Source organism: Mucilaginibacter gossypii, from assembly GCF_017569325.2.
In the GTDB taxonomy this organism is placed as follows: domain Bacteria; phylum Bacteroidota; class Bacteroidia; order Sphingobacteriales; family Sphingobacteriaceae; genus Mucilaginibacter; species Mucilaginibacter gossypii.
On record NZ_CP071878.2, the window covers coordinates 200,292 to 219,145 of the forward strand.

General features: G+C 44.2%; 16 protein-coding genes. 1 reads left to right on the top strand and 15 read right to left on the bottom strand.

Annotated elements, in window-relative coordinates:
- Positions 1 to 2: 2 nt before the first annotated feature.
- The 5 genes from J3L18_RS00995 to J3L18_RS01015 all read right to left on the bottom strand — a co-directional run bounded on the left by J3L18_RS00995 (position 3) and on the right by J3L18_RS01015 (position 4,629).
- Complete coding sequence (locus J3L18_RS00995) at positions 3 to 2,357, bottom strand: TonB-dependent receptor (protein ID WP_129571420.1); 2,355 nt, start codon at positions 2,355 to 2,357, stop codon at positions 3 to 5.
- A gap of 329 nt (positions 2,358 to 2,686) precedes the next feature.
- A complete protein-coding gene (locus tag J3L18_RS01000; RefSeq protein WP_090528324.1) occupies positions 2,687 to 3,058 on the bottom strand; it encodes a hypothetical protein in 372 nt (123 codons plus the stop codon).
- A 130-nt stretch (positions 3,059 to 3,188) separates the two neighbouring features.
- Positions 3,189 to 3,548 carry a hypothetical protein gene (locus J3L18_RS01005; RefSeq protein WP_129571419.1) on the bottom strand — a complete coding sequence of 120 codons (360 nt, stop codon included), beginning with the start codon at positions 3,546 to 3,548 and terminating at the stop codon, positions 3,189 to 3,191.
- A gap of 241 nt (positions 3,549 to 3,789) precedes the next feature.
- A complete protein-coding gene (locus tag J3L18_RS01010) occupies positions 3,790 to 4,155 on the bottom strand; it encodes a glycoside hydrolase (RefSeq protein ID WP_129571418.1) in 366 nt (121 codons plus the stop codon).
- A gap of 111 nt (positions 4,156 to 4,266) precedes the next feature.
- On the bottom strand, positions 4,267 to 4,629 hold the full coding sequence (locus J3L18_RS01015; RefSeq protein WP_129571417.1) for a glycoside hydrolase: 363 nt from the start codon (positions 4,627 to 4,629) through the stop codon (positions 4,267 to 4,269).
- Positions 4,630 to 4,924: 295 nt separating this feature from the next.
- Between J3L18_RS01015 and J3L18_RS01020 the strand changes: the two genes are divergently transcribed.
- Positions 4,925 to 7,141, top strand: coding sequence for a putative Ig domain-containing protein (locus J3L18_RS01020; protein WP_129571416.1), 2,217 nt, complete (start codon positions 4,925 to 4,927; stop codon positions 7,139 to 7,141).
- A 344-nt stretch (positions 7,142 to 7,485) separates the two neighbouring features.
- Here the strand turns inward: J3L18_RS01020 and J3L18_RS01025 are convergent, their stop codons facing one another.
- The 10 genes from J3L18_RS01025 to J3L18_RS01070 all read right to left on the bottom strand — a co-directional run bounded on the left by J3L18_RS01025 (position 7,486) and on the right by J3L18_RS01070 (position 18,801).
- Positions 7,486 to 8,340, bottom strand: coding sequence for a YjiK family protein (locus tag J3L18_RS01025; protein ID WP_129571415.1), 855 nt, complete (start codon positions 8,338 to 8,340; stop codon positions 7,486 to 7,488).
- Positions 8,341 to 8,530: 190 nt separating this feature from the next.
- Positions 8,531 to 8,974, bottom strand: a complete 444-nt coding sequence (locus J3L18_RS01030; RefSeq protein WP_129571414.1) for a hypothetical protein — start codon at positions 8,972 to 8,974, stop codon at positions 8,531 to 8,533.
- Between the two features lie 131 nt (positions 8,975 to 9,105).
- The gene (locus J3L18_RS01035) at positions 9,106 to 10,143 is read right to left on the bottom strand and encodes a fatty acid desaturase (RefSeq protein WP_129571413.1); all 1,038 of its coding nucleotides are present in this window, start codon (positions 10,141 to 10,143) and stop codon (positions 9,106 to 9,108) included.
- A 130-nt stretch (positions 10,144 to 10,273) separates the two neighbouring features.
- On the bottom strand, positions 10,274 to 11,275 hold the full coding sequence (locus tag J3L18_RS01040; protein ID WP_129571412.1) for a YncE family protein: 1,002 nt from the start codon (positions 11,273 to 11,275) through the stop codon (positions 10,274 to 10,276).
- A gap of 56 nt (positions 11,276 to 11,331) precedes the next feature.
- A complete protein-coding gene (locus J3L18_RS01045) occupies positions 11,332 to 14,421 on the bottom strand; it encodes an efflux RND transporter permease subunit (RefSeq protein ID WP_129571411.1) in 3,090 nt (1,029 codons plus the stop codon).
- A 2-nt stretch (positions 14,422 to 14,423) separates the two neighbouring features.
- A complete protein-coding gene (locus J3L18_RS01050) occupies positions 14,424 to 14,624 on the bottom strand; it encodes a hypothetical protein (protein ID WP_129571410.1) in 201 nt (66 codons plus the stop codon).
- On the bottom strand, positions 14,624 to 15,550 hold the full coding sequence (locus tag J3L18_RS01055) for an efflux RND transporter periplasmic adaptor subunit (protein WP_129571409.1): 927 nt from the start codon (positions 15,548 to 15,550) through the stop codon (positions 14,624 to 14,626). Before J3L18_RS01055 ends, J3L18_RS01050 begins: the two co-directional genes overlap by 1 nt.
- A 1-nt stretch (position 15,551) precedes the next feature.
- Positions 15,552 to 16,799, bottom strand: coding sequence for a TolC family protein (locus tag J3L18_RS01060; protein ID WP_189549449.1), 1,248 nt, complete (start codon positions 16,797 to 16,799; stop codon positions 15,552 to 15,554).
- 77 nt (positions 16,800 to 16,876) lie between these two features.
- Entirely contained in the window at positions 16,877 to 18,124 is a 1,248-nt protein-coding gene (locus J3L18_RS01065) for a sensor histidine kinase (RefSeq protein ID WP_129571407.1), read from the bottom strand.
- Entirely contained in the window at positions 18,124 to 18,801 is a 678-nt protein-coding gene (locus J3L18_RS01070) for a response regulator transcription factor (RefSeq protein WP_091166849.1), read from the bottom strand. The genes J3L18_RS01065 and J3L18_RS01070 overlap by 1 nt, the downstream gene beginning before the upstream one ends.
- Positions 18,802 to 18,854: the final 53 nt, after the last annotated feature.

The window sequence follows — 18,854 nt, forward strand, 5'->3', positions numbered from 1 at the left end:
GATCAATATTTTGAAAATGAATAACTGATGCCCAGGGTGTAAGTACGTGGCGGCGCGGCATTATAAGTATCGCCGTACTGGCTGCTGGTTACTGTTGTAGCGTAAAGCTTATTGGTTAAGTTAAGCACATTAAACCAGATGCCCGCGCCTTTTAATACGCTGCTTTTTACATCATAGCCCAGGCGCAGGTTGTAAATATCATAACCTGAGTAAGTTTTGGTATTGGCGGGGTTGGTGTAGTATTGATTGATGTGCTGCCACTCTGTTGCTATCCTGAAACCCGGAAGGTACTGCGGCTTGTAGGTGAGCTCGGAGTTGGCAATCCAAGCTGGTGCGTTGTTCATGCGTTTGCCATCATAGTTGGTTACCGTGTTGGCGCCGGTTGTGTAATTGGTGGTCACCTCGCTGTACTCAACATAGGTATGTTTGGCATTGGTACCGCTAAACCTGAAGGTAAGCTCTTTAACCGGGGCCACAGTAACCGAGTATTCAATCCCCCGGTGACGTGTTGCACCTGCGTTTTGGTTCTGGGTAGTGTTATCCGGCAGCAATTGGTTAATGATTTCGTTATGCCCTTCCAGGTCGAATAGACTCAACTCAAAATACAACTTTTTGTTAAACGCCGAAAACCAGCCACCCGCTTCATAATTATCAAAAGTGGCCTGTTTAAGCTGGGTAAGCTGACGTGAACTGTACAAATCACCTGTCTCTGGTGGTTGGAAACCTACGCTATAGTTGGCGTAAATACCTTTGTTATTGCCAAAGTTATAGGTGATGCCCAATTTGGGAGCAACGATATTAAAATTGTTGGTTTCCTGTTGTTTATACTTGGTTTGTCCGGCGGGGATCTCATTATTAAAGTTGTAATGCACCCTGTCGTACCGTAAACCACCAACAATCCTCAATGCTTCAGTAGGCTTGACTTCATACTGGACATAAGCCGCGGTGTTGAACAACTTGATCTTGTAGTTGTCAATGTACCTGCCTGTATTACTGAAGCTGGTGTAATAGTTGTTAGCTACATCTTTGGTGATATCAAGATATTGGGCATAATATGAACTCGGGCTGTCATCCATATAAACACCACCAATGAGCCTCGAATGCAGGAAATCAAAATCAACCCGGTGCTGTGCCAGTAAGCCATAGCTGTTGAATTTTTGATCGTTTACCTGGCCGTTGCTGCTTTTGTAAACACCGTTAGCGTCGCGCACATCAGAGATATAATAACTTGGCAGCTGCGCAGTTGAGTTGTTGCGGAAAAACAGCGTTACAAAAGTGCTGTTCTTGTCATCCCACTGATGATCCAGGCGGGTGCCGGCACGAAACGATTTTACCTTGCGATAGGTGAAACGCTGGTTGGAGCCATAGCTGCGGTCATAAAACCGGGCGCTGTCTAAACTACCCGGGGTTTGGGTGTTGAGGTAATTATAGGCAGCTGAAGTAGTAAGCTTTGTTTTGGCACTGAAATCATAGGTAGTTTTAAAATTGGTCGAGTACTTATCAAAATCAGAATAGTCCTGCCAGCTATCGGTTTGATGGGCTACATATCCTCCTGCATACAAACCAAATTTGCCCTGGGTAAAACCGCCGTCGGCATCAACGCGGCGGTAATGATAATTATCACCCTGAACAGAAACATTACCGGCGTAACCTGTAGGCGGGCCCTGGGTAATAAAGTTAACCGCGCCGCCAATGGAGTTACTGCCGTAAAGCGATGATGCCGGTCCTTTGATCACTTCGATATCCTTAACGCCCGACATGTTGATCTCATACAGTGAGTTATGGTTAAAGATCCCGGTAGGGCGGATAGGAACACCATCCTCCATATATAAATAAAGGGCGTTGTAGGTAACAGGCTGGCGGATAGCCATAGTATGCTGCTCGTTACCCAAATTCACCATGTAAACACCTGCAACTTTGTTCAGCAATTGATAAAGGGCAGTGGCTTTGGTATCCTTAATTTGGGTGGAATTGATTTTACTGATGGCGATGGGGGCGTCCTGCCTGGCCTGGCCTTCTCGGCTGGCGGTTACCACTACAGGTTGCAGATCTACAGTTGAAGGTTCTAAGGCAACATCAAGCTTTTGGCCTTTTATGGTAGGTACTTCAATAATGCGCGCGCTGTAACCAACCATGGCAAATTTAAGCCGGTTAACGCCTTGTGCATTGATGCTAAAGTGCCCTTTGGCGTTAGTCATGCCAAGCTTTGCACCTGTAGCAGCATCGGCATTGCAGATTGATGCACCCGCGATGGCTTCGTGGGTATTGGCATCCGTAATGGTGCCTTGTATATTTTGGCCGAAGGCTAGGGTTTTAACGAGTATAAAGGTTATAAGTAGGATTAGATATCGTTTCATTATATAGTATTACAGGAGTTGCCTCCCGGTTTAAAAATGGGTAGAGTAGGGTGTGGGTTGATTGATGGGAGATGCAATGCGGCCGTTTAGCGTATCGACTCACCCCGACATCGCTGCGCTCGTCACCCCTCTCTACGCAAGCGTAAAAGAGGGGGCGGAAAAAGAAAAAAATCTTATTTTCCTCAACCCTCTTTGCGGCAAAGGCGAAGAGAGGGTGGTCCAGCGAAGCGTAGACCGGGTGAGTTAACTATATGCCATGTTTAGCCAGCGTTTAAAAACGCAAGCCAGCGGCAAATACCATCAATCAAAAACCAATAAAAATGAAATGATTATCCTAACTGCGGAGGCTGGAATATCGTAGCCGGGCGATCGGCCGGTACGGTTGGAGTGTAAGGGGTTGAAATAACCTGCAACAGGCTGGAGTGGAATTTTACATCAGTTGAGCTGATGACATAAACCTCCTGAAAGAGGCTCTTTTGCGACTGCCTTTCGTCGCTGGCCTGCTTGTCCTCTGCCTGTTTGATCTTTTTCGCGAAGTAGCATTTGCCATCGCAATGCAGCCAGGGTCTGTTCCTGTTTTCGCAAAGCTTGGTGGCAATGTAATTCCTGTTCAGCTCAAAACCCGCGAAAATAAAAAAACGCGAGAAGTTGACCGTGATCAGTGAAAAGATGAGTAAATAGGCTGTAATACGTTGCAGCATGGCGCAAAGGTACGCCCTGCGGGTTTAATAAGCAACTTTAGTTCTAAGTCTTAAGTCTCAGTTTTAAGTCTTAAGTTCAAAAATCTAAATGCATAACCCGACTAAAGACTTTTGACTTAGTACTTTCGACTCAAGACTTGTCCCTTTTCAACGTAGCATGCAGGTGTTGGCCTTTGTAAACCAGGTCCATACCAATAGAATCCTGATAAACTTTACCCGTATGGGGCGAACTGCCTCCCGGTACCGGGATACTGAAAGAGAAATTATCACCGTTGATCATGCCGTCGGTAATCGCTACATCCCCTTGTGGCGCATGGGCGGTGCCGGTAAGCTTGCCGCTATCGATCCTAAAAGTGTAGCTTAATGGAAAATGATCATCTCCGGGAAGTTTTAATGAACCTATCCATCTGCCGTTAATATCGGCCATCGAAATAAAACTAAAAGCGGTAATGATAACAAACGCACAGATCACCAGGAACTCTTTTTTCATTGTTGATATAGTTTAAGCAGATACCTATATGCCGTAATTTTAAACTATATACAATTTTATTGCCTTTAAGTTTAAAAAAGAAAAACCTTACCGGACGGGTAAGGTTTTTCTTTTTTGATATTTAAGATACATCATCCTGAACTTGTATCAGGATCCCACGAGACAGGCAGACCATGCAAGCTCGCTTAGCAAGTGGGGTGCTGAAGTAAGTTCAGCATGATTATCTTGTTATCAAATAAGGTTATTTCTTTTCAACCGATCTTTTCAATACCGAGCTGCTTTTTGAGCCATTGATATCCAGTTCAACGCTAACCGAATCGCCCATGAATTTGCCTGTATGAGGTATCACGATACCGCTGGTGGCTACTGTAAATGAAAAGTCGGTACCATTGGTTTTGCCTTCTTTAATGTCAACGTCGCCTTCCGGAGTTAAGGCTGTGCCGGTCAGTTTATCGCCATCAACCTTAAAATTATAAAGCAGTGGGTATTCCTGGCCGTCGCTTGTAACTAATTTGCCTGCCCATTTGCCGTTAAGATCAGCTATAGCTGCAAGACATATCATAAAGCAGCTTACCAATAAGGTAGTAATAAAAATCTTTTTTTTCATAAATGTGAATTTTGGTTTATAAATATAAGCACCTTGATTTATAGGATGAAATGATTACATGATATTTTATGATGTGAAATTTAAATATCATGTAATTCTTAAATCAGGAAATTAAGGTTGTTGAGCTCTTTTTAAAGTACTATGTGCTTTTGAACCATTGGCTTCAATATCAACACCTACCGAATCGCCATAGAATTTGCCTGTGTGGGCAATATGAATATCCTCGATACTTACCGTAAATTTGAAACTGTCGCCGGTTATTTTGCCGTCTTCAATCGGCATATCGCCTTTAGGTGTTTTGGCTGTGCCGGTTAGTTTGTCCCCGTCAATCTGAAAATTATAAAGCAATGGATAAATTTCACCGGTTTCTGTTTCAAGCTTGCCTTCCCACTTTCCGGCAATTCCGGCAATGGCTGCAAAGCAAACCGCAATACAAACTATTACAAGGGCTAAGGTTAAAAAAGTCTTTTTCATAGCTGTTGTTTTCATCGGTAAATGTAAAATCGATATTAAACCAAAACGTAAACTGTACATTAAATTTACTGCCGGCAGTATTATCGATTTATGAACAAAAACTGTACTATAACAGCCAGGTAATTAATGCTGGATTGTTTTTTTACTTTCATTTGTATTTAGGGGCATTTTTTGACTATCTCTAAATAAATGTTAATGATACATTTCCAATTATTCAAAATGATTGTACCTTTAAATCTGCATACTAACCGGGCGAAATCCTGTTTCGCTTTTCACTTTTAAACAACCTATAATAATGAAGAAAATTTTTACCGCATTGCTATTGTTGGGTGGTACATATCTGGGCGCTTCGGCTCAGGATGTTCAGCTTAACAAAGGCTGGAAATTTGCTGTGGGTGATTCTGCCCAATGGTCGTCCCCAACTTTTAACGATCAAAGCTGGCAAAACATTGATGTCGCCCATTCCTGGGAGCCGCAGGGACACCCTAATTACGATGGCTTCGGCTGGTACCGTATCCACGTAGTGATCCCTTCATCGCTTAAGGAAAAAGCTTATTTAAAAGATAGTCTCCGCTTAAGCCTGGCCAGTGTTGATGATAATGACGAAGTGTATTTAAACGGAAAGCTTATCGCTAAATATGGCGGCCACAGCGGAACCATTAAAGATGGCAATTACGGCTCGCGCACTTATAGTATCCCGGCTTCAGATCCTGCAATTTTGTGGGATAAAGAAAATGTGCTGGCCATCCGTATTTACGATACCGGGGGCGACGGTGGTATTTACGGCGATAACTTTTCTATTGCCATGGCCGATGTAATGGATCACGTTACAGTAAATACCGATGGCGATTTTAGTTTCCAGGAAAATAACAGTCTGGCCAAATCAGTTAAATTGATTACGACCAATAAATACCAATACCAGGGTACTTTAGCCTTTAAAGTTACCGATCCTGAAACCGGCGCGGTGATCTACGAAAAAACAAACCCGGCAAATTTTACTGCAGGAAAGCCTTTCACCTATTCGTTTGTGATAGCCCGGTTAGCCAAAAAATCGTATACCATAGCCTATACTTTTACAGATCAAAAATCGGGGAAGGAGATTGTTAAAACCGAAACCACGCCTTATGTACTTACTCCTTACCCATCGCCCAGGCCAAAAATTAACGGAGCCGATGTTTACGGTGCAAGGCCTGGTAACCCTTTCCTTTATCTGATCCCGGCAACCGGTAAAAAGCCGCTTACCTATAAAGCTGCGGGCTTGCCTGCCGGCTTAACGCTTGATGCTAAAACGGGTATCATTTCGGGTGAGGTAAGCCAAAAGGGAGATTATCCTGTAACGCTTACGGTTACCAATAGCTTAGGCAATAAAACCAAAACACTAACTATTAGCATTGGCGATAAAATTGGCCTTACCCCGGCCCTTGGCTGGAACAGCTGGAATGCCTGGGGCTTGAGCGTTAATGACGAAAAAGTAAAGATCTCGGCTAAAGAAATGTCGGAGAAATTAAGTGCTTATGGCTGGAACTATATCAATATAGACGATGGCTGGGAGGCGGAAAACCGTGCTGCCGATGGCGCCATCGTAGCTAACAGTAAGTTTCCGGATATGAAAGGTTTAACTGATTATGTACACAGCCTTGGCCTGCATACCGGGATTTATTCATCGCCTGGCCCGCGCACCTGCGGCGGCTTTTTGGGCAGCTGGCAGCATGAAGACCAGGATGCCAAAACTTATGCCGACTGGGGTTTTGATTATTTAAAATACGACTGGTGCTCCTACTCGGAAGTTACCCCTCCGCATCCCGACCTGCCTGCACTTAAGAAACCATATGAAGTAATGCGCACCTCTTTAAATAAGGTAAACCGCGATATTATGTTCAGTTTTTGCCAGTACGGCTGGGGTGATGTTTGGAAATGGGGTGCCGAAACCGGCGGCAACAGCTGGCGTACCACCGGCGATATCCAGGATACCTGGAGAAGTATGAGTGATATTGGCTTTAGCCAGGATCCTGCTTCGCCTTACGCTGGTCCGGGGCATTTTAATGATCCGGATATGCTGGTTGTAGGCAAAGTAGGCTGGGGGCCAAGCCTGCACAATAGCCGTTTAACTTATGATGAGCAATATACCCACATCAGTTTATGGAGCCTGCTGTCTGCGCCGCTGTTAATCGGCTGCGATATGGGGCACCTGGACAGGTTTACGCTTAGCCTGTTAACGAATGATGAAGTACTGGCTATTGACCAGGATGCCTTAGGCAAAGGTGCAAGACAGGCTTCTAAAACAGATGAGCAGCAGATTTGGGTAAAAGAGCTCACCAAAGGCGAAAAAGCAATAGGTTTCTTTAACACATCTGATAAATATCAAACTGTTAACCTGGAAGCTAATGACAAGCTGTTAAAAGGCTTTACCAAAGCCCGTGATGTTTGGGAACAGAAATACCTGATAGCGGTTAACCACAAATACACTTTCAAAATCCCACCGCATGGCGTAAAGCTTATTAGGGTTATGTAAGGATTTAGGGTAGGGAGATAAAAAACACGCGTCGTTGCGAGGTGCGAAGCAATCCCCGATGAGCAGGGCCACCCTGTATAGTTTGGGATTGCTTCGTACTTCGCAATGACGCTTTTTATTTGATTAGCTGATTTTATAAAAATCAATTTTCATGTCCCCTCAGGGTCTCTCGCAGAGGACCCTGAGGTTCACCGCGTTTTGGTTAGAACAGCTGATCTGGCGTATATCAATCTGCATGGCGTATACATCAGGGTCCTCTGCGAGAGACCCTGATGGGACGTTGATAGCAAAAATGGCCTATATCTATTCGATAAAGGCCATTTTTATATAACGTAGTTTGAAAATCAATTTGGCACGTCGTAATGATATACCGGCGAAAAAACTCCTTCACTTGTAGTGTAGTAGCCTTTACCATCGGGCTGAAAACCTATCGCCTCGCCCTGTTTTTCAACTTTGTAGGTAAGTTCCTGTGGCTTGCGTACCATAGTTTCCCATATGGGTTCGTTATGCTGGCGGCGCCAGTAGTAAACTTTGTCGTAACTTTTTAGCAGGATCTGCTGCCCGTCTTTAGAGATATCGCCGGCTGTGATCCATTTAAAAGGTTTAAAGCCCGCGAAGTACAATTTGCAGCGTTTGGTTAATACTGTTGTTGTATTGGCCTGGTATTTTAACGGACTGGTGTAAACCGCAACGGTATCACCCCTTTTACTTACAATGATCAATTGCTTGCCTATCGGGTCAATCATCAAAGTTTCAGCATCTTTGGGGCCATCCGGATATTTAAAATCTGCCCGTACAGCTTGTGTGTTTGTAATAGCCTTATCGCCTGTAGCCCATGATTTTTTTTCGGCCATGCGGTAAACTGTAATATATGGCCTGTTTTGATTGTTATCGCCTATATCGCCAAGGTAAACGTAGCTTTTACCTTTTTCCGGTCCGGGGCCAACATCAATATCTTCACAATCCTGTACGCCCAGCTTTTGAGTGCTGTCACCCTTAAAATAAATGGTTGATTTGAGTTTGCCTTCGGCTGTTATAGCAAAAAAACGGCTTGTATCGCCGCTGTCGTTATGTACATAATAGGTGTCGGGGCTAATGGATGACGCCGCAATACCCGACGTTTCATCCATCTCTTTATCATTCAGGGTGCCTGTAATGTCCTGCCTGTCGAGCAGCCTGTGCTTGGCGAAGGCCCCCATGAAAAGTAGGGATACAATGGGTAAGAGTATATTTAATTTTTTTGACCGGCTCATTCTGTTTCTTGCAAACAATAACGCAAATAAAGCGCATTAGTATGAAGTTGACATTAATTATTTGATTTTGTTACGACTATATGAAAATTATATAACAAACAGGGCAATGGTACACAATATTCGTACCACGAAACATTTATGCCGATTCAAAGGCATGTAATAAGGCGTTTTGTCGGTATATTTCTGCAGGGGTACGGTAATCGGCCAGTTCAAGCTCCTGAACATATTTGCAATTGCAGGGGTGCCCGGGTTCAATAAAAACAGGCATATCATAGCCCAGTTGCTGGTAGTATGGAGTAATGAATGCTTTTACGGGCAGTTTGTTTGCTGCAGAAACAACATCAGGCGTAAGTTTTTTTAAGGGCTTTAAAAGTATTTTAATTTCACAAAGTTTAAAGTTGTCATAAAGCGGGATCCAGCGTATTACATCGTCAATATTAACTGCTATGGCATTATGTTTTACTCCAGTAAGGGCGCCAATATTGACTTCGCTATTATTTAAAAGACTGATGATCATAACCTGCTGACCGATATAACGGCTAAAAATAATGAGCTGGGCTGCCACACTTATATGTTTCATTTTGCTAATTTTATTAGCAAAATACGGAAATTAGTTAGTGAGATGCAAGGGCGAATGTGAAATGTTTTTAGGCGTGGGTCGGCAATGTGCTACCAACAAAAAAGGGCCTTTTAAGGCCCTTTTTTGTTTTACTATTTCTCAACGTCTATAAGCTCCGGCTTTGTTGCTTCGGACTTGGTGAGGTCAATATCCGGTTTTGAAATATCTGTTAGCGCTACGCGGCCACGGTCTTTACGCAGGATACGGTTAAACAACGAGATCTCCCTGTCGAACAAAAACTGGAAAAACAGTTTGGTCCATGAGGTGTGATAGTATAATGTATCGTAATATTCCGGGGCAGTTTTCCTAATCTCGGGGAGCTTGTTCCATGGGATAGAAGGGAAATCATGGTGCTCATTGTGGAAGCCCACATTAAATGCTACCGCGTTAAGGTTTCCATAATAGCTGTATGTTTCCTGTTCTTCGGTAACGGTAAGGTAATGTTCCTGGATCCAGCGGGCGCCCAGCGGGTGCAGGCCAACTGAAAAAGAAAAGCTTAACAGCAGAAACGCTACTGCATGCCAGCCCATGAAATAAGCGATAGCGGTTGTAAATGCTGCCTGTAATAACCAGTTTGTCAGGATCCAGCCGTCAAAAGGATGGATTTCCCTTAAACGTGAAAGGCGGAACAATTGAAATACCGGGAAAAACAGCAGCCAGATTGCTTTACCAAAAAATGAATTGCTGATCAGTTTGGCTTCCCAGCGGTTAGGCAAATCGGCGTCAAGCTCATGTACACCCTGGAAAGAGTGATGCTTGATGTGGTATTTTTCGAATGAAATAGCGCTTGGCAATATTTGCGGTAAGTTGGCAAACATGGATGCCCAGCGGTTTGCGTTGCGGTTTTTAAACAGCAGCTGGTGTGTACATTCATGGATCATTACAAACAGCGCATGATCGGCAAAAGCGCCGAGCAAATAAGCCGCTCCGAAAACTATCCACCATGACTGGTCGCGTACAAACCAGGCTAAAACAACCTGGAAAGCTACTAAACCAATAATGGCCCATATGGTTGCGGGGTTTTTACCAATAAGCTTTCGCAATTGCGGAAACTCCTTCAAGATTTTTTTTGTGCGGATACGATGAGGTTCAGACTCCTGGGAATAAACAAAATCAGTCTTTTTAATCATATAGTGTTAAAACGTTAAATATAACGATAACGTGCGCAAAAGTTCATTTTTTTGTAAAAATTAATTAGCAATATTAGGAATAAACAAAATCTTCACGATCATTTCATATAAATTTTATACATAATTTACGTTAGTTTTGCTTAAAAACAAGCACCTTAAAAGTATTTGGAATGGCTTTACGTGTACCGGGCTCAAACTGAGCAACGCTTAAATAAATTTTGTGGGTTTTGGCGTCAAGTGTCATCGTGCGGGCCCGTTCGGCAGTTTTTAGGGTTTGGATCACCTCATATTCATCAGCCGATTTTTGTTTGATGATGGTAGTGGTGCCATCACCGCATGAGCAAAATATAAGTTTGGTTTCAGGGTCATAAACTACCGCGTCAACACCCGCGCCAATTGGCAGGGTAGCAGTCACTTTACCTGTTTTGATATCAACAACACTCACCCCTTTATTTTCGCGGCAAACGGTAAACAATTTCTGATTAGCGGCGTCAAGCGCTAAGCCTGTTGGGCCGCCGCAGGGGGCAAGGGGATAGTTTTTAACCACTTTAAGGCTTTTGCTATCAATAACATTCAGGCTGCTTTTATCTTCAAGGTTATTGTAGATTTTACCTTTACCGTTCGATACTGCAAACTCGGGGCCGCCGCCAAGTGCAACCGTGCCAACCTGATTAAGCGTTGCCGGGTTAATTACCGATGAATTATTGCTTTCGCCGTTAAAGGTAAACACCCGGTCGGAGTAGGGGTCATACATAATAGCGTCCGGGCCATTAGCATTGGTAAGGGCAATTGTAGTAATGGTTTTAAAAGTTTTTAAGTCAAAAACTACTACGCCATTTGCCTTGCCATCGCTGATGAAACCACGATTAAGTTTATTTACTATGGCTATGCCGTGAACGCCTTTCATGTTATCAATAACGCCAACCGGCTTTTCGGTATCCAGGTTAATGACATTTACAGCGGTACCATGCGATACATACAGGTTGCGGTTGATCTTGTCTATAGCCAGGTAATCGTAACCTCCATCACCCGGTAGCGCGATGGTTTTATCGGCCACATAGGTTTGCGCGTTCAGTTTAAAAGGAGCTATACCTGCTATGAGCAAGGCTACGGCCAAAATTTGCTTTTTCATTTTTCGGGAGTGTTTATTGCCATGAAATTAAGTCCCGAATCTGTAAAAATGCTGTGTTAACCGCGGTGGCTTTCATTAATTTCATTTAAATGGGTGTTAAACCCTTTGCTGTACAATATACGGAGCATTGCCGGTAAAACAATAAGCAGTAATGGCAACGCCGCTAAAAATCCGCCGATAACCGCAATAGCCAGTGGCTGATGTAATTGCGCGCCCGCACCTATGCCTAAAGCAAGCGGCAACAGGGCTATAATAGCGCCCAAAGCGGTCATCAGTTTTGGTCTTAAACGGGTACTGATGGCAAAGGTTATAGCGGCGTCAATGTTTTTATTTTCATTTTCGATAGCGCTTTCCTTAAACTGCAGAAAGGTGAAAATGGCGTTTTCACCAATAATGCCTACAATCATAATCAACCCCGTATAGCTGCCCACATTGAGCGGCGTACCGGTAATAAATAAGGCCAGGAAGCTACCGGCGATACCTAAAATGCCAATCATCAAAATAAGCAGTGCTATCCTGAACTGCCTGAACAGGAATAATATCACACCAAAAACCAGTAAACAGGCAGTTATCAGGATAATAAGCAATTCTTTAAATGACTGCTGCTGCTGGGCGTAAGCTCCTCCGTACTCCACATGGTAACCCGTTGGCAGGTTTACGTTGTCATGGATGGTTTTTTGAATGGATGTTATTACAGTACCCAGGTCGCTGCCTTCCAGCCGGGCGCTCACTACATTCATGCTTTGCAGGTTTTCGCGGTTGATCTCGGCATCGCCAGGCCTTAGCTCAACCGAGGCCAGTTCGGTTATAGGGATGAGTTTACCGTTGGGTAAAAATATATGCAGGTTATGGATATCATTCACGTTAAGCGAGCGGTTACCCGGGTAAACCATGCGAATGGGTGAGAGTTGTTCTTTCTCCAGTAAGCTGCCTATCACATTACCTTCCAGCGCGGTTTGGATCTGCATTTGCAGATCGGCGGCGGTAATTCCATACTGTGCAATTTTGCTGTAATGAGGTTGAATGCTTACCGAAGGACCGGCGATAACAATACCCGGCAGCACATCGGCAGTGCCTTTTACTTTTTCAACCAGCCCGGCTATCTGCCTTGACAGGTTTTGCAATGTTTGCTGATTATCACCAAATACTTTGATCTCGATAGGTTCGGCCGATGTGGTCAGGTCGCCAAGCATATCGGATATCACCTGGCCAAACTCAACCTGCAGCGCGGGTTGGGTTTCTTCAACCATTTTGCGCAAATCGCTGATCACCTCTTCGGTGCTTTTGGTGCGATCTTTTTTTAGCTGTATAAGATAATCGCCGCTGTTAGGCTCTGTAATAAAAAAGCCCATTTGTGTACCCGTGCGGCGCGAATAGGCAGTTACATCCGGGTGTTTTATGATCTGCTTTTCTATCTGGCGCAACATCCGGTCGGTTTCTTCCAGTGATGTTCCCGGAGGTGATTTATAGTCGAGCACGATGGCGCCTTCGTCCATATCAGGCAGGAAGCCGGTCTCCAGCAATGGGGGCACAATCACAATTACGGCAGCCAACGCGGCAATAATAATAATGCTTACATAAGGGCGCAGGATAAAGAAGCTTACCCACTTTTGTTGTTTAACTGTATGTATTTCTTCTGCCTTGGCTTTCGCTGTATTTAATTTAGGCTTACGCGTTACGAGCAGGTAAATTACCGGCAAACCGATCCAGGTTACAAAGAATGAACTCAGCAGGGTAATGATCATGGTATCGGTAAGCACCTTGAAGTACGCCCCGGCCACACCCGTCATCAAAACAAACGGAATAAAAATTACGATGGTACTGATAGATGAGCCCACCATGGCCGGGAAAAGATAATCAATAGCCTTGCGGACCAAATGGCTGCTCAACTCGTCCGGGTGTTCTTCGTGTACCCTGTGAATCTGCTCAACCACTACAATGGCATCGTCAATAATTAATCCTATGGATGCTGCGATAGCACCCAGCGTCATGATATTAAAAGTATAGCCAAGCCAGTATAGTACAAGTAATGTAAGCCCAAGTGTAACCGGGATGGTAATCAATATGGTTATACTTGCTTTGAACGATCTTAAGAAGATAACCGCCACAATAATAGCCAGGAGCAAGCCTACCCAAAGGCTGTCGCTTACGCTCCTAACCGAGTCGTTCACAAAATCGGCCTGAATATAATATGGACGGATACTTACACCCCGCGGGAGTAGTTTTTTTAGCGCGTCAATCTTATCGGCCATATCGTTACTAACCGAAATGAGGTTGGCATTGGGTTGCTTCACTACGGCTATCAGTACCCCATCATGCCCGTTGGCGTTGATGCGGGTGTATTCAATCCCTTCGTTAACCTGGATGCTTGCAAAATCCTTGAGCCGTACTATTCTTTTACGGTTGTTGCTGATCACAAGGTCTTCCAGTTGATCTTTGGCATTGATGGTAGCATCAGTAACAGTGAGGTACATGCGCTTATAATCCGACAGATAACCCTCTGATTTTACGAAATTGGTAGTAGCAAGCGTATTGCTGATAATATCAGGCGTAAGGCCTAATGAGGTCATTTTTTGCTGATCGAGTGTGAGCCAGTATTCCTTGAGTTTACCGCCGATCACCCTGATCTCCGATACCCCGTCGACCTGCGAAAGGAATGGTTTTACTGTGTATGTAGCTAACTGCCTTAATTCAATAGGGGACAGGTTATGACTCTCCAAAGTGTAACCGCTTACCGGTAAAATGGAAGGGTTCATTTTGGCTACGCTGATATTTACATCGGCAGGAAGGTCGTTCTTGATCTGATCGATGCTCGACTGGATACGCTGCTGGCTCAGGTCGATATCGGCATTCCAGTTGAGCAGTGCTGAAATTTCACAGCTTCCCCTGCTGGTAGTACTGCGTACCAGTTGCAGATCCGGCACCTGCTTAATGGCATTTTCCAGTGGTTTGGTAATCGTAACCATCATTTTATTTACCGGCTGCAGGCCCTCGTCGGCAATGATTTTGATCTTAGGGAAAGTGATTTCAGGAAAAAGCGAAGTTTGCAGTTTTGAATAAGCAAACAAACCGCCCATAATAATCAGGGCCAGCACCAGGCCTAAAGGCTTGCGGTGGGTTATGAAATAATTTTTTCGCTGGTTCATGATTAAAATGTTTTGTTTTTACCAGCGTACTGTATGGCGATGAGTTGACTCACCCCGGCATCGCTTCGCTGGCCGACCCTCTCTTCGCCTGCGGCGGAAAGAGGGTTGAAAAAGAAAAAGAGAGATTTTACTCCCCCTCTTTGCGAAGCAGAGAGGGGTGTCAGGCGAAGCCTTGACGGGGTGAGTCGAGTATTGGCTTTCATTACTCTACAATTTTCACTTTAGCCGTATCTGCCAGTCCGTAATTACCTGTAACCACTATTTTATCATTTGCCGAAAATTTGGGGGTTAAAATTTCCACCCTGCCGCCGGTTTCAATGCCTTTGGTTATGGCAGTTTTTACGGCGGTAGTAGGATTGATCAGCTTCATTACCCAAAACTCCGTTTGTGTTTCATTGCTTAGTATGGCCGATTTTGGAAGTGATCGCGTATGCGGGCGTATCGACTTAATGATCCGCGCTTTGGCTACCAAATTTTCGGGGATTGGGTTGGTGCTGTTCACTTTAAGCACAATACCCTGGGTTTGCGATAATGAATCAACAGCGGGCATTGATGAGCTTACCTGTGCCGTAAGTTTTTCACCGCCGGGCAGTACAAGTTGTACGTCCTGATTGTTTTTTACATAGCTACGCAGTTCATAAGGCAATTGCATCACAAATACAAAGCTTGAGCGGTCGCTGATCACGGCAAGCTGCTCGCCATCCTGCACATAATCGCCTTGTTGATGGTTGAGTTGGGTAACGTAGCCATTACCGGCAGCTTTTATTTTATTTACGCCCGAAAACTTAAACGTAGTGTCCAGCACATTGATGCTGTTGCCAATGCTTTGCGCTTCCTTGGTTTTTATGCTGAATAAAAACTCGCCTTTATTTACATAGTGCCCCGGCAGTATATTTACCTTTTGGATATAACCGTTGGCATTTGCCTTAACAACATTTTTTTGCTGAAAAACAGATGTAGCGCTAAGGTCAATGTAATCAACCATAGCACTATCGGCAACCGTGGTTACGGTTACGGGCGTTTGAGCTGCTGTTTCTGCATCGCCGGCATCATCTGCAGGAGTGTTGCCTTTGCAGCTATACAGCAAGGTTAAAAGGCCTGCAAACAGGTATATATGTTTAAATTTCATATTATTTATTCCAGTAATTGAGCTGATTAATGAGCTGCAGCTTATTAATATTGGTTTGTGTTTTAAGGTTTTTTATAGCAAGATAATTATTAATCGCCAGCACCAGGTCGGCTACCCGCACATCGCCGGTTTGCAGTAGTTGGGTGTCAACTTTTACCAGGCTTTCGGTGTATTTCATTTGGTCGTCAATCTGGTTTAGCAGTTTCTCTGAACCATCAATCTGTTGGTTTAGCTGGGCAATCTGCTGGCGGTATTGGGTATCAAAAAACGCTTTATAGCTGCGCCGGGTATCTTCTTCTAACGAAAGCTTGCGGTACTGGATCTTACGCTGGCCTCCATCATATAATGGCAGGGTAAAACTAAAACCAACGCTGGCCCCGAAGTTTTTATAGGCTGGTCCGCTCAGGAAATCAGAATTGTAACCGCCGTCGGCCAGCAGGTTGATCTTGGGCTTGTAGCTGAAATCAACTAATGAACGGCTATTCACCAGCTTAAGGCTGTCCGTTTTATACTGGTTGAAAAAGATGCTGTTGCTGATATCGGTCCGGATAGTTTTTTGAATACCGGGATCCTGTAATTCGATGTAACTGGTATCGGCAATGCCGGTTAAATAGTTAAGCGTTGTATAGTCATTTTTATATTGCAGCCTTGCCTGCGACAGCGTTAGTTCCTGTTGTTTAAGGGTAACCAAAAAAGTAAGGTAATCGCTTTGGCGATAAACATTGGCGCGGGTCAGTTTTTTAAGCAGCGCTTCCTCCCGGTTAAGCAGGCTGATCACTTCCTGGTTGAATTTTACCTGCTGCAGGCTGCCAAAAGCCGCTATGTATTGTGCCGTGACTGCTTTTTTCAGATCCTGCTCAGAGATTTTGGCGGTATTAAGCACCGATTGCGATTGCAGCTTCACTGCATCTATCTGTGCAGCGATATTTTTTTTGCTATCCAGCGATTGATTGATGCCCAATAGCGCATTAAGCGTATGCTCGTTGGTGATGGCAGGGGCATAACCATAGCCGCCGGCAACCGGCGCGTAAAGACCGGCACTGTTAGCGCTTACCTGTGGCCTGTAACCTGCCCTGATCCGGAGGCTGTCCAGTTGGCCTGACGCAACCTGGTTTTGCAGGTCCTTTAACAGCGGGCTGTTGCTTTTGGCAAGCTCCAGGTAATGTTCAAGATTGTAGGTTTGTGCCTGTATAGCAGCACTAAACAGGCAAAATAAAAAGCCGAAAACCCATTTTATCCGGATGGTCAAAATAATGCGTATTGTGTTAATAATAGCTAAGCTACAGGATAATTCTGGAAAAAATTGGTAGGGGCAGTGTAACAAATTTAAAAGTTAACCGTGAAGATATGGTAAGGCTCTTCATAATTGTAAACCAGCTGATAACCCAAACTTTCGCAGATCTGTTTGGAGATAGTGAGCCCCAGGCCGCTGCCTTCGGATGTGGATGCTTTATGAAAACGTGTAAAGATATTTTCAGGATTCAAGGCTACTTGCTCGCCGGTGTTTTTGATAGTTAAATTTTGGCTTGTGAGGCTGATGATGATCTCGCCGCTCGTTCGGTTATGGCGAACAGCGTTGATGATTAGGTTATTTAACAATATCTCAATAAGGTAATTGCTGGCATCAATTTCTTTTTCGCCAATTGTTGAAATAACTGTTATTTCTTTGTCGTTGAAAATATCTTCCAATTGATACAGCAAATCATCTATAAGTTCCTGCAAATCCAGGTGCTGTCGATCGTTCAGTAGTTTGTTCTCAATCTTGACCAGTAATAACAACGATTGATTAAGCCTGCTCAGGCGCGATACCGCGCTGTAAAGGTCATTGAGTAACTTGCTTTGATGCTCACTAAAGTTTTCTGTTTGGATCAGGGTGTCCAACTTGGAGTTGATCACAGCGATAGGGGTAAGCAGCTCATGCGAGGCGTTTTCGGTAAAGGTTTTAAGGTCTTTATAGTCTTTTTTTACCCGTTCGGCCATGGCGGTAACTTCGGCCTGGAGTTCGTTAAACTCGTCGATAGTGGTATTGGGAGATGGCATTTCGCGGCTATCGGTAACGTTAAATAGTTTCAACTCGCTCAGGATACTGTAAAATGGCTGCCAAAGCCGGCTCAATATGAGGCGATTGGTAATTACCAGCACCAGCAGCAGTAATAAGATAACGCCAATGGTAATGCCGAAGATGATCTGGATCAGATCTTCCGTTTCTACTTTTGATTCAACTATCAGAATTTTATAATACCTGTCGCCAACTTTTACCGAACTGACCAAACCGCGACCTGATTCCGGCTCGTCTTTTTCGCGGTAATAAGTAGTGTTAAAAAATTCGCGTTTAACGGAATTGGGTTCGGCCGAAATAAAGGTGATCTGCTGATCTTTAGAGGCGAAAACCTGGGGCAGGTGGTGATTGAGCTTTACGTAATCAAAAACTTCCTGCTCTTCAACCTTAAGTGAATTGTCTTTTTGATTAGTAAGGATGAGGCTGATGGCCTGGTAATAAATGGCACCGGTTATCAGCATGATAACGATAGTAGCAATTAAATTTACCCGGTTATACCTTTCCGAAAGCTTCATTATTGATCGGCAAATTTGTAGCCCATACCATAGGCTGCATAAATATAATCCTTACCGCCGGCTTCCATTATTTTTTTGCGGATGTTTTTAATGTGCGAATAAATAAAGTCGAAATTATTGACCAGGTCGATGCCATCGCCCCATAAATGTTCGGCAATGGCGTTTTTTGAAATTACCTTGCCTTTGTTGGAGATAAAATAGATAAGCAAAGCAAATTCCTTACGGGTAAACTTTACCGGGGTGCCGTTTACAGCTACGGTTTTGGCCATCAGGTCGATACTGAGCTCGTTAAAGTTAAGCACGTTGCTGCCATTGAACATTTTACGCCTGATGATGGCAGATACCCTCGCCTTCAATTCCGAAAGGTGAAAGGGCTTTACCAAATAATCATCAGCACCGAGGTCAAGGCCCTGCAGGCGGTCATCGAGCGAGTTTTTGGCCGATATGATGAGTACCCCATCGGTGTAATTATTGGCTTTAAGCTTTTTTAATATATCAATACCATTACCGCCGGGCAAGGTGATATCCAGCAGGATACAATCGTAACGGTATAATTCAACCTTTGCGAGGGCTGCTGCATAGCTGGCCGCGGTTTCGCAAATGTTGCCGGCTTCGGTAAAATATTCTTCAATACTTTCGCGCAGGCCTTCTTCGTCTTCGATGATGAGTATTTTCAAAACGTTTTTTTGATAAAGTTAAAACGCCAATTTGTACAGATTCTGGATTTTGA

Coding starts and splice junctions, on each gene's coding strand:
- J3L18_RS01025 (WP_129571415.1), bottom strand. CDS start 8,340: ATGGGGGCCTTCGCCAAGCACAGGCTGCTCGACAGGCAGGACATTACA.
- J3L18_RS01040 (WP_129571412.1), bottom strand. CDS start 11,275: ATGAAAAAGCAAATTTTGGCCGTAGCCTTGCTCATAGCAGGTATAGCT.
- J3L18_RS01035 (WP_129571413.1), bottom strand. CDS start 10,143: ATGATTAAAAAGACTGATTTTGTTTATTCCCAGGAGTCTGAACCTCAT.
- J3L18_RS01045 (WP_129571411.1), bottom strand. CDS start 14,421: ATGAACCAGCGAAAAAATTATTTCATAACCCACCGCAAGCCTTTAGGC.
- J3L18_RS01050 (WP_129571410.1), bottom strand. CDS start 14,624: ATGAAAGCCAATACTCGACTCACCCCGTCAAGGCTTCGCCTGACACCC.
- J3L18_RS01030 (WP_129571414.1), bottom strand. CDS start 8,974: ATGAAACATATAAGTGTGGCAGCCCAGCTCATTATTTTTAGCCGTTAT.
- J3L18_RS01000 (WP_090528324.1), bottom strand. CDS start 3,058: ATGCTGCAACGTATTACAGCCTATTTACTCATCTTTTCACTGATCACG.
- J3L18_RS01010 (WP_129571418.1), bottom strand. CDS start 4,155: ATGAAAAAAAAGATTTTTATTACTACCTTATTGGTAAGCTGCTTTATG.
- J3L18_RS01005 (WP_129571419.1), bottom strand. CDS start 3,548: ATGAAAAAAGAGTTCCTGGTGATCTGTGCGTTTGTTATCATTACCGCT.
- J3L18_RS01020 (WP_129571416.1), top strand. CDS start 4,925: ATGAAGAAAATTTTTACCGCATTGCTATTGTTGGGTGGTACATATCTG.
- J3L18_RS01015 (WP_129571417.1), bottom strand. CDS start 4,629: ATGAAAAAGACTTTTTTAACCTTAGCCCTTGTAATAGTTTGTATTGCG.
- J3L18_RS01065 (WP_129571407.1), bottom strand. CDS start 18,124: ATGAAGCTTTCGGAAAGGTATAACCGGGTAAATTTAATTGCTACTATC.
- J3L18_RS00995 (WP_129571420.1), bottom strand. CDS start 2,357: ATGAAACGATATCTAATCCTACTTATAACCTTTATACTCGTTAAAACC.
- J3L18_RS01055 (WP_129571409.1), bottom strand. CDS start 15,550: ATGAAATTTAAACATATATACCTGTTTGCAGGCCTTTTAACCTTGCTG.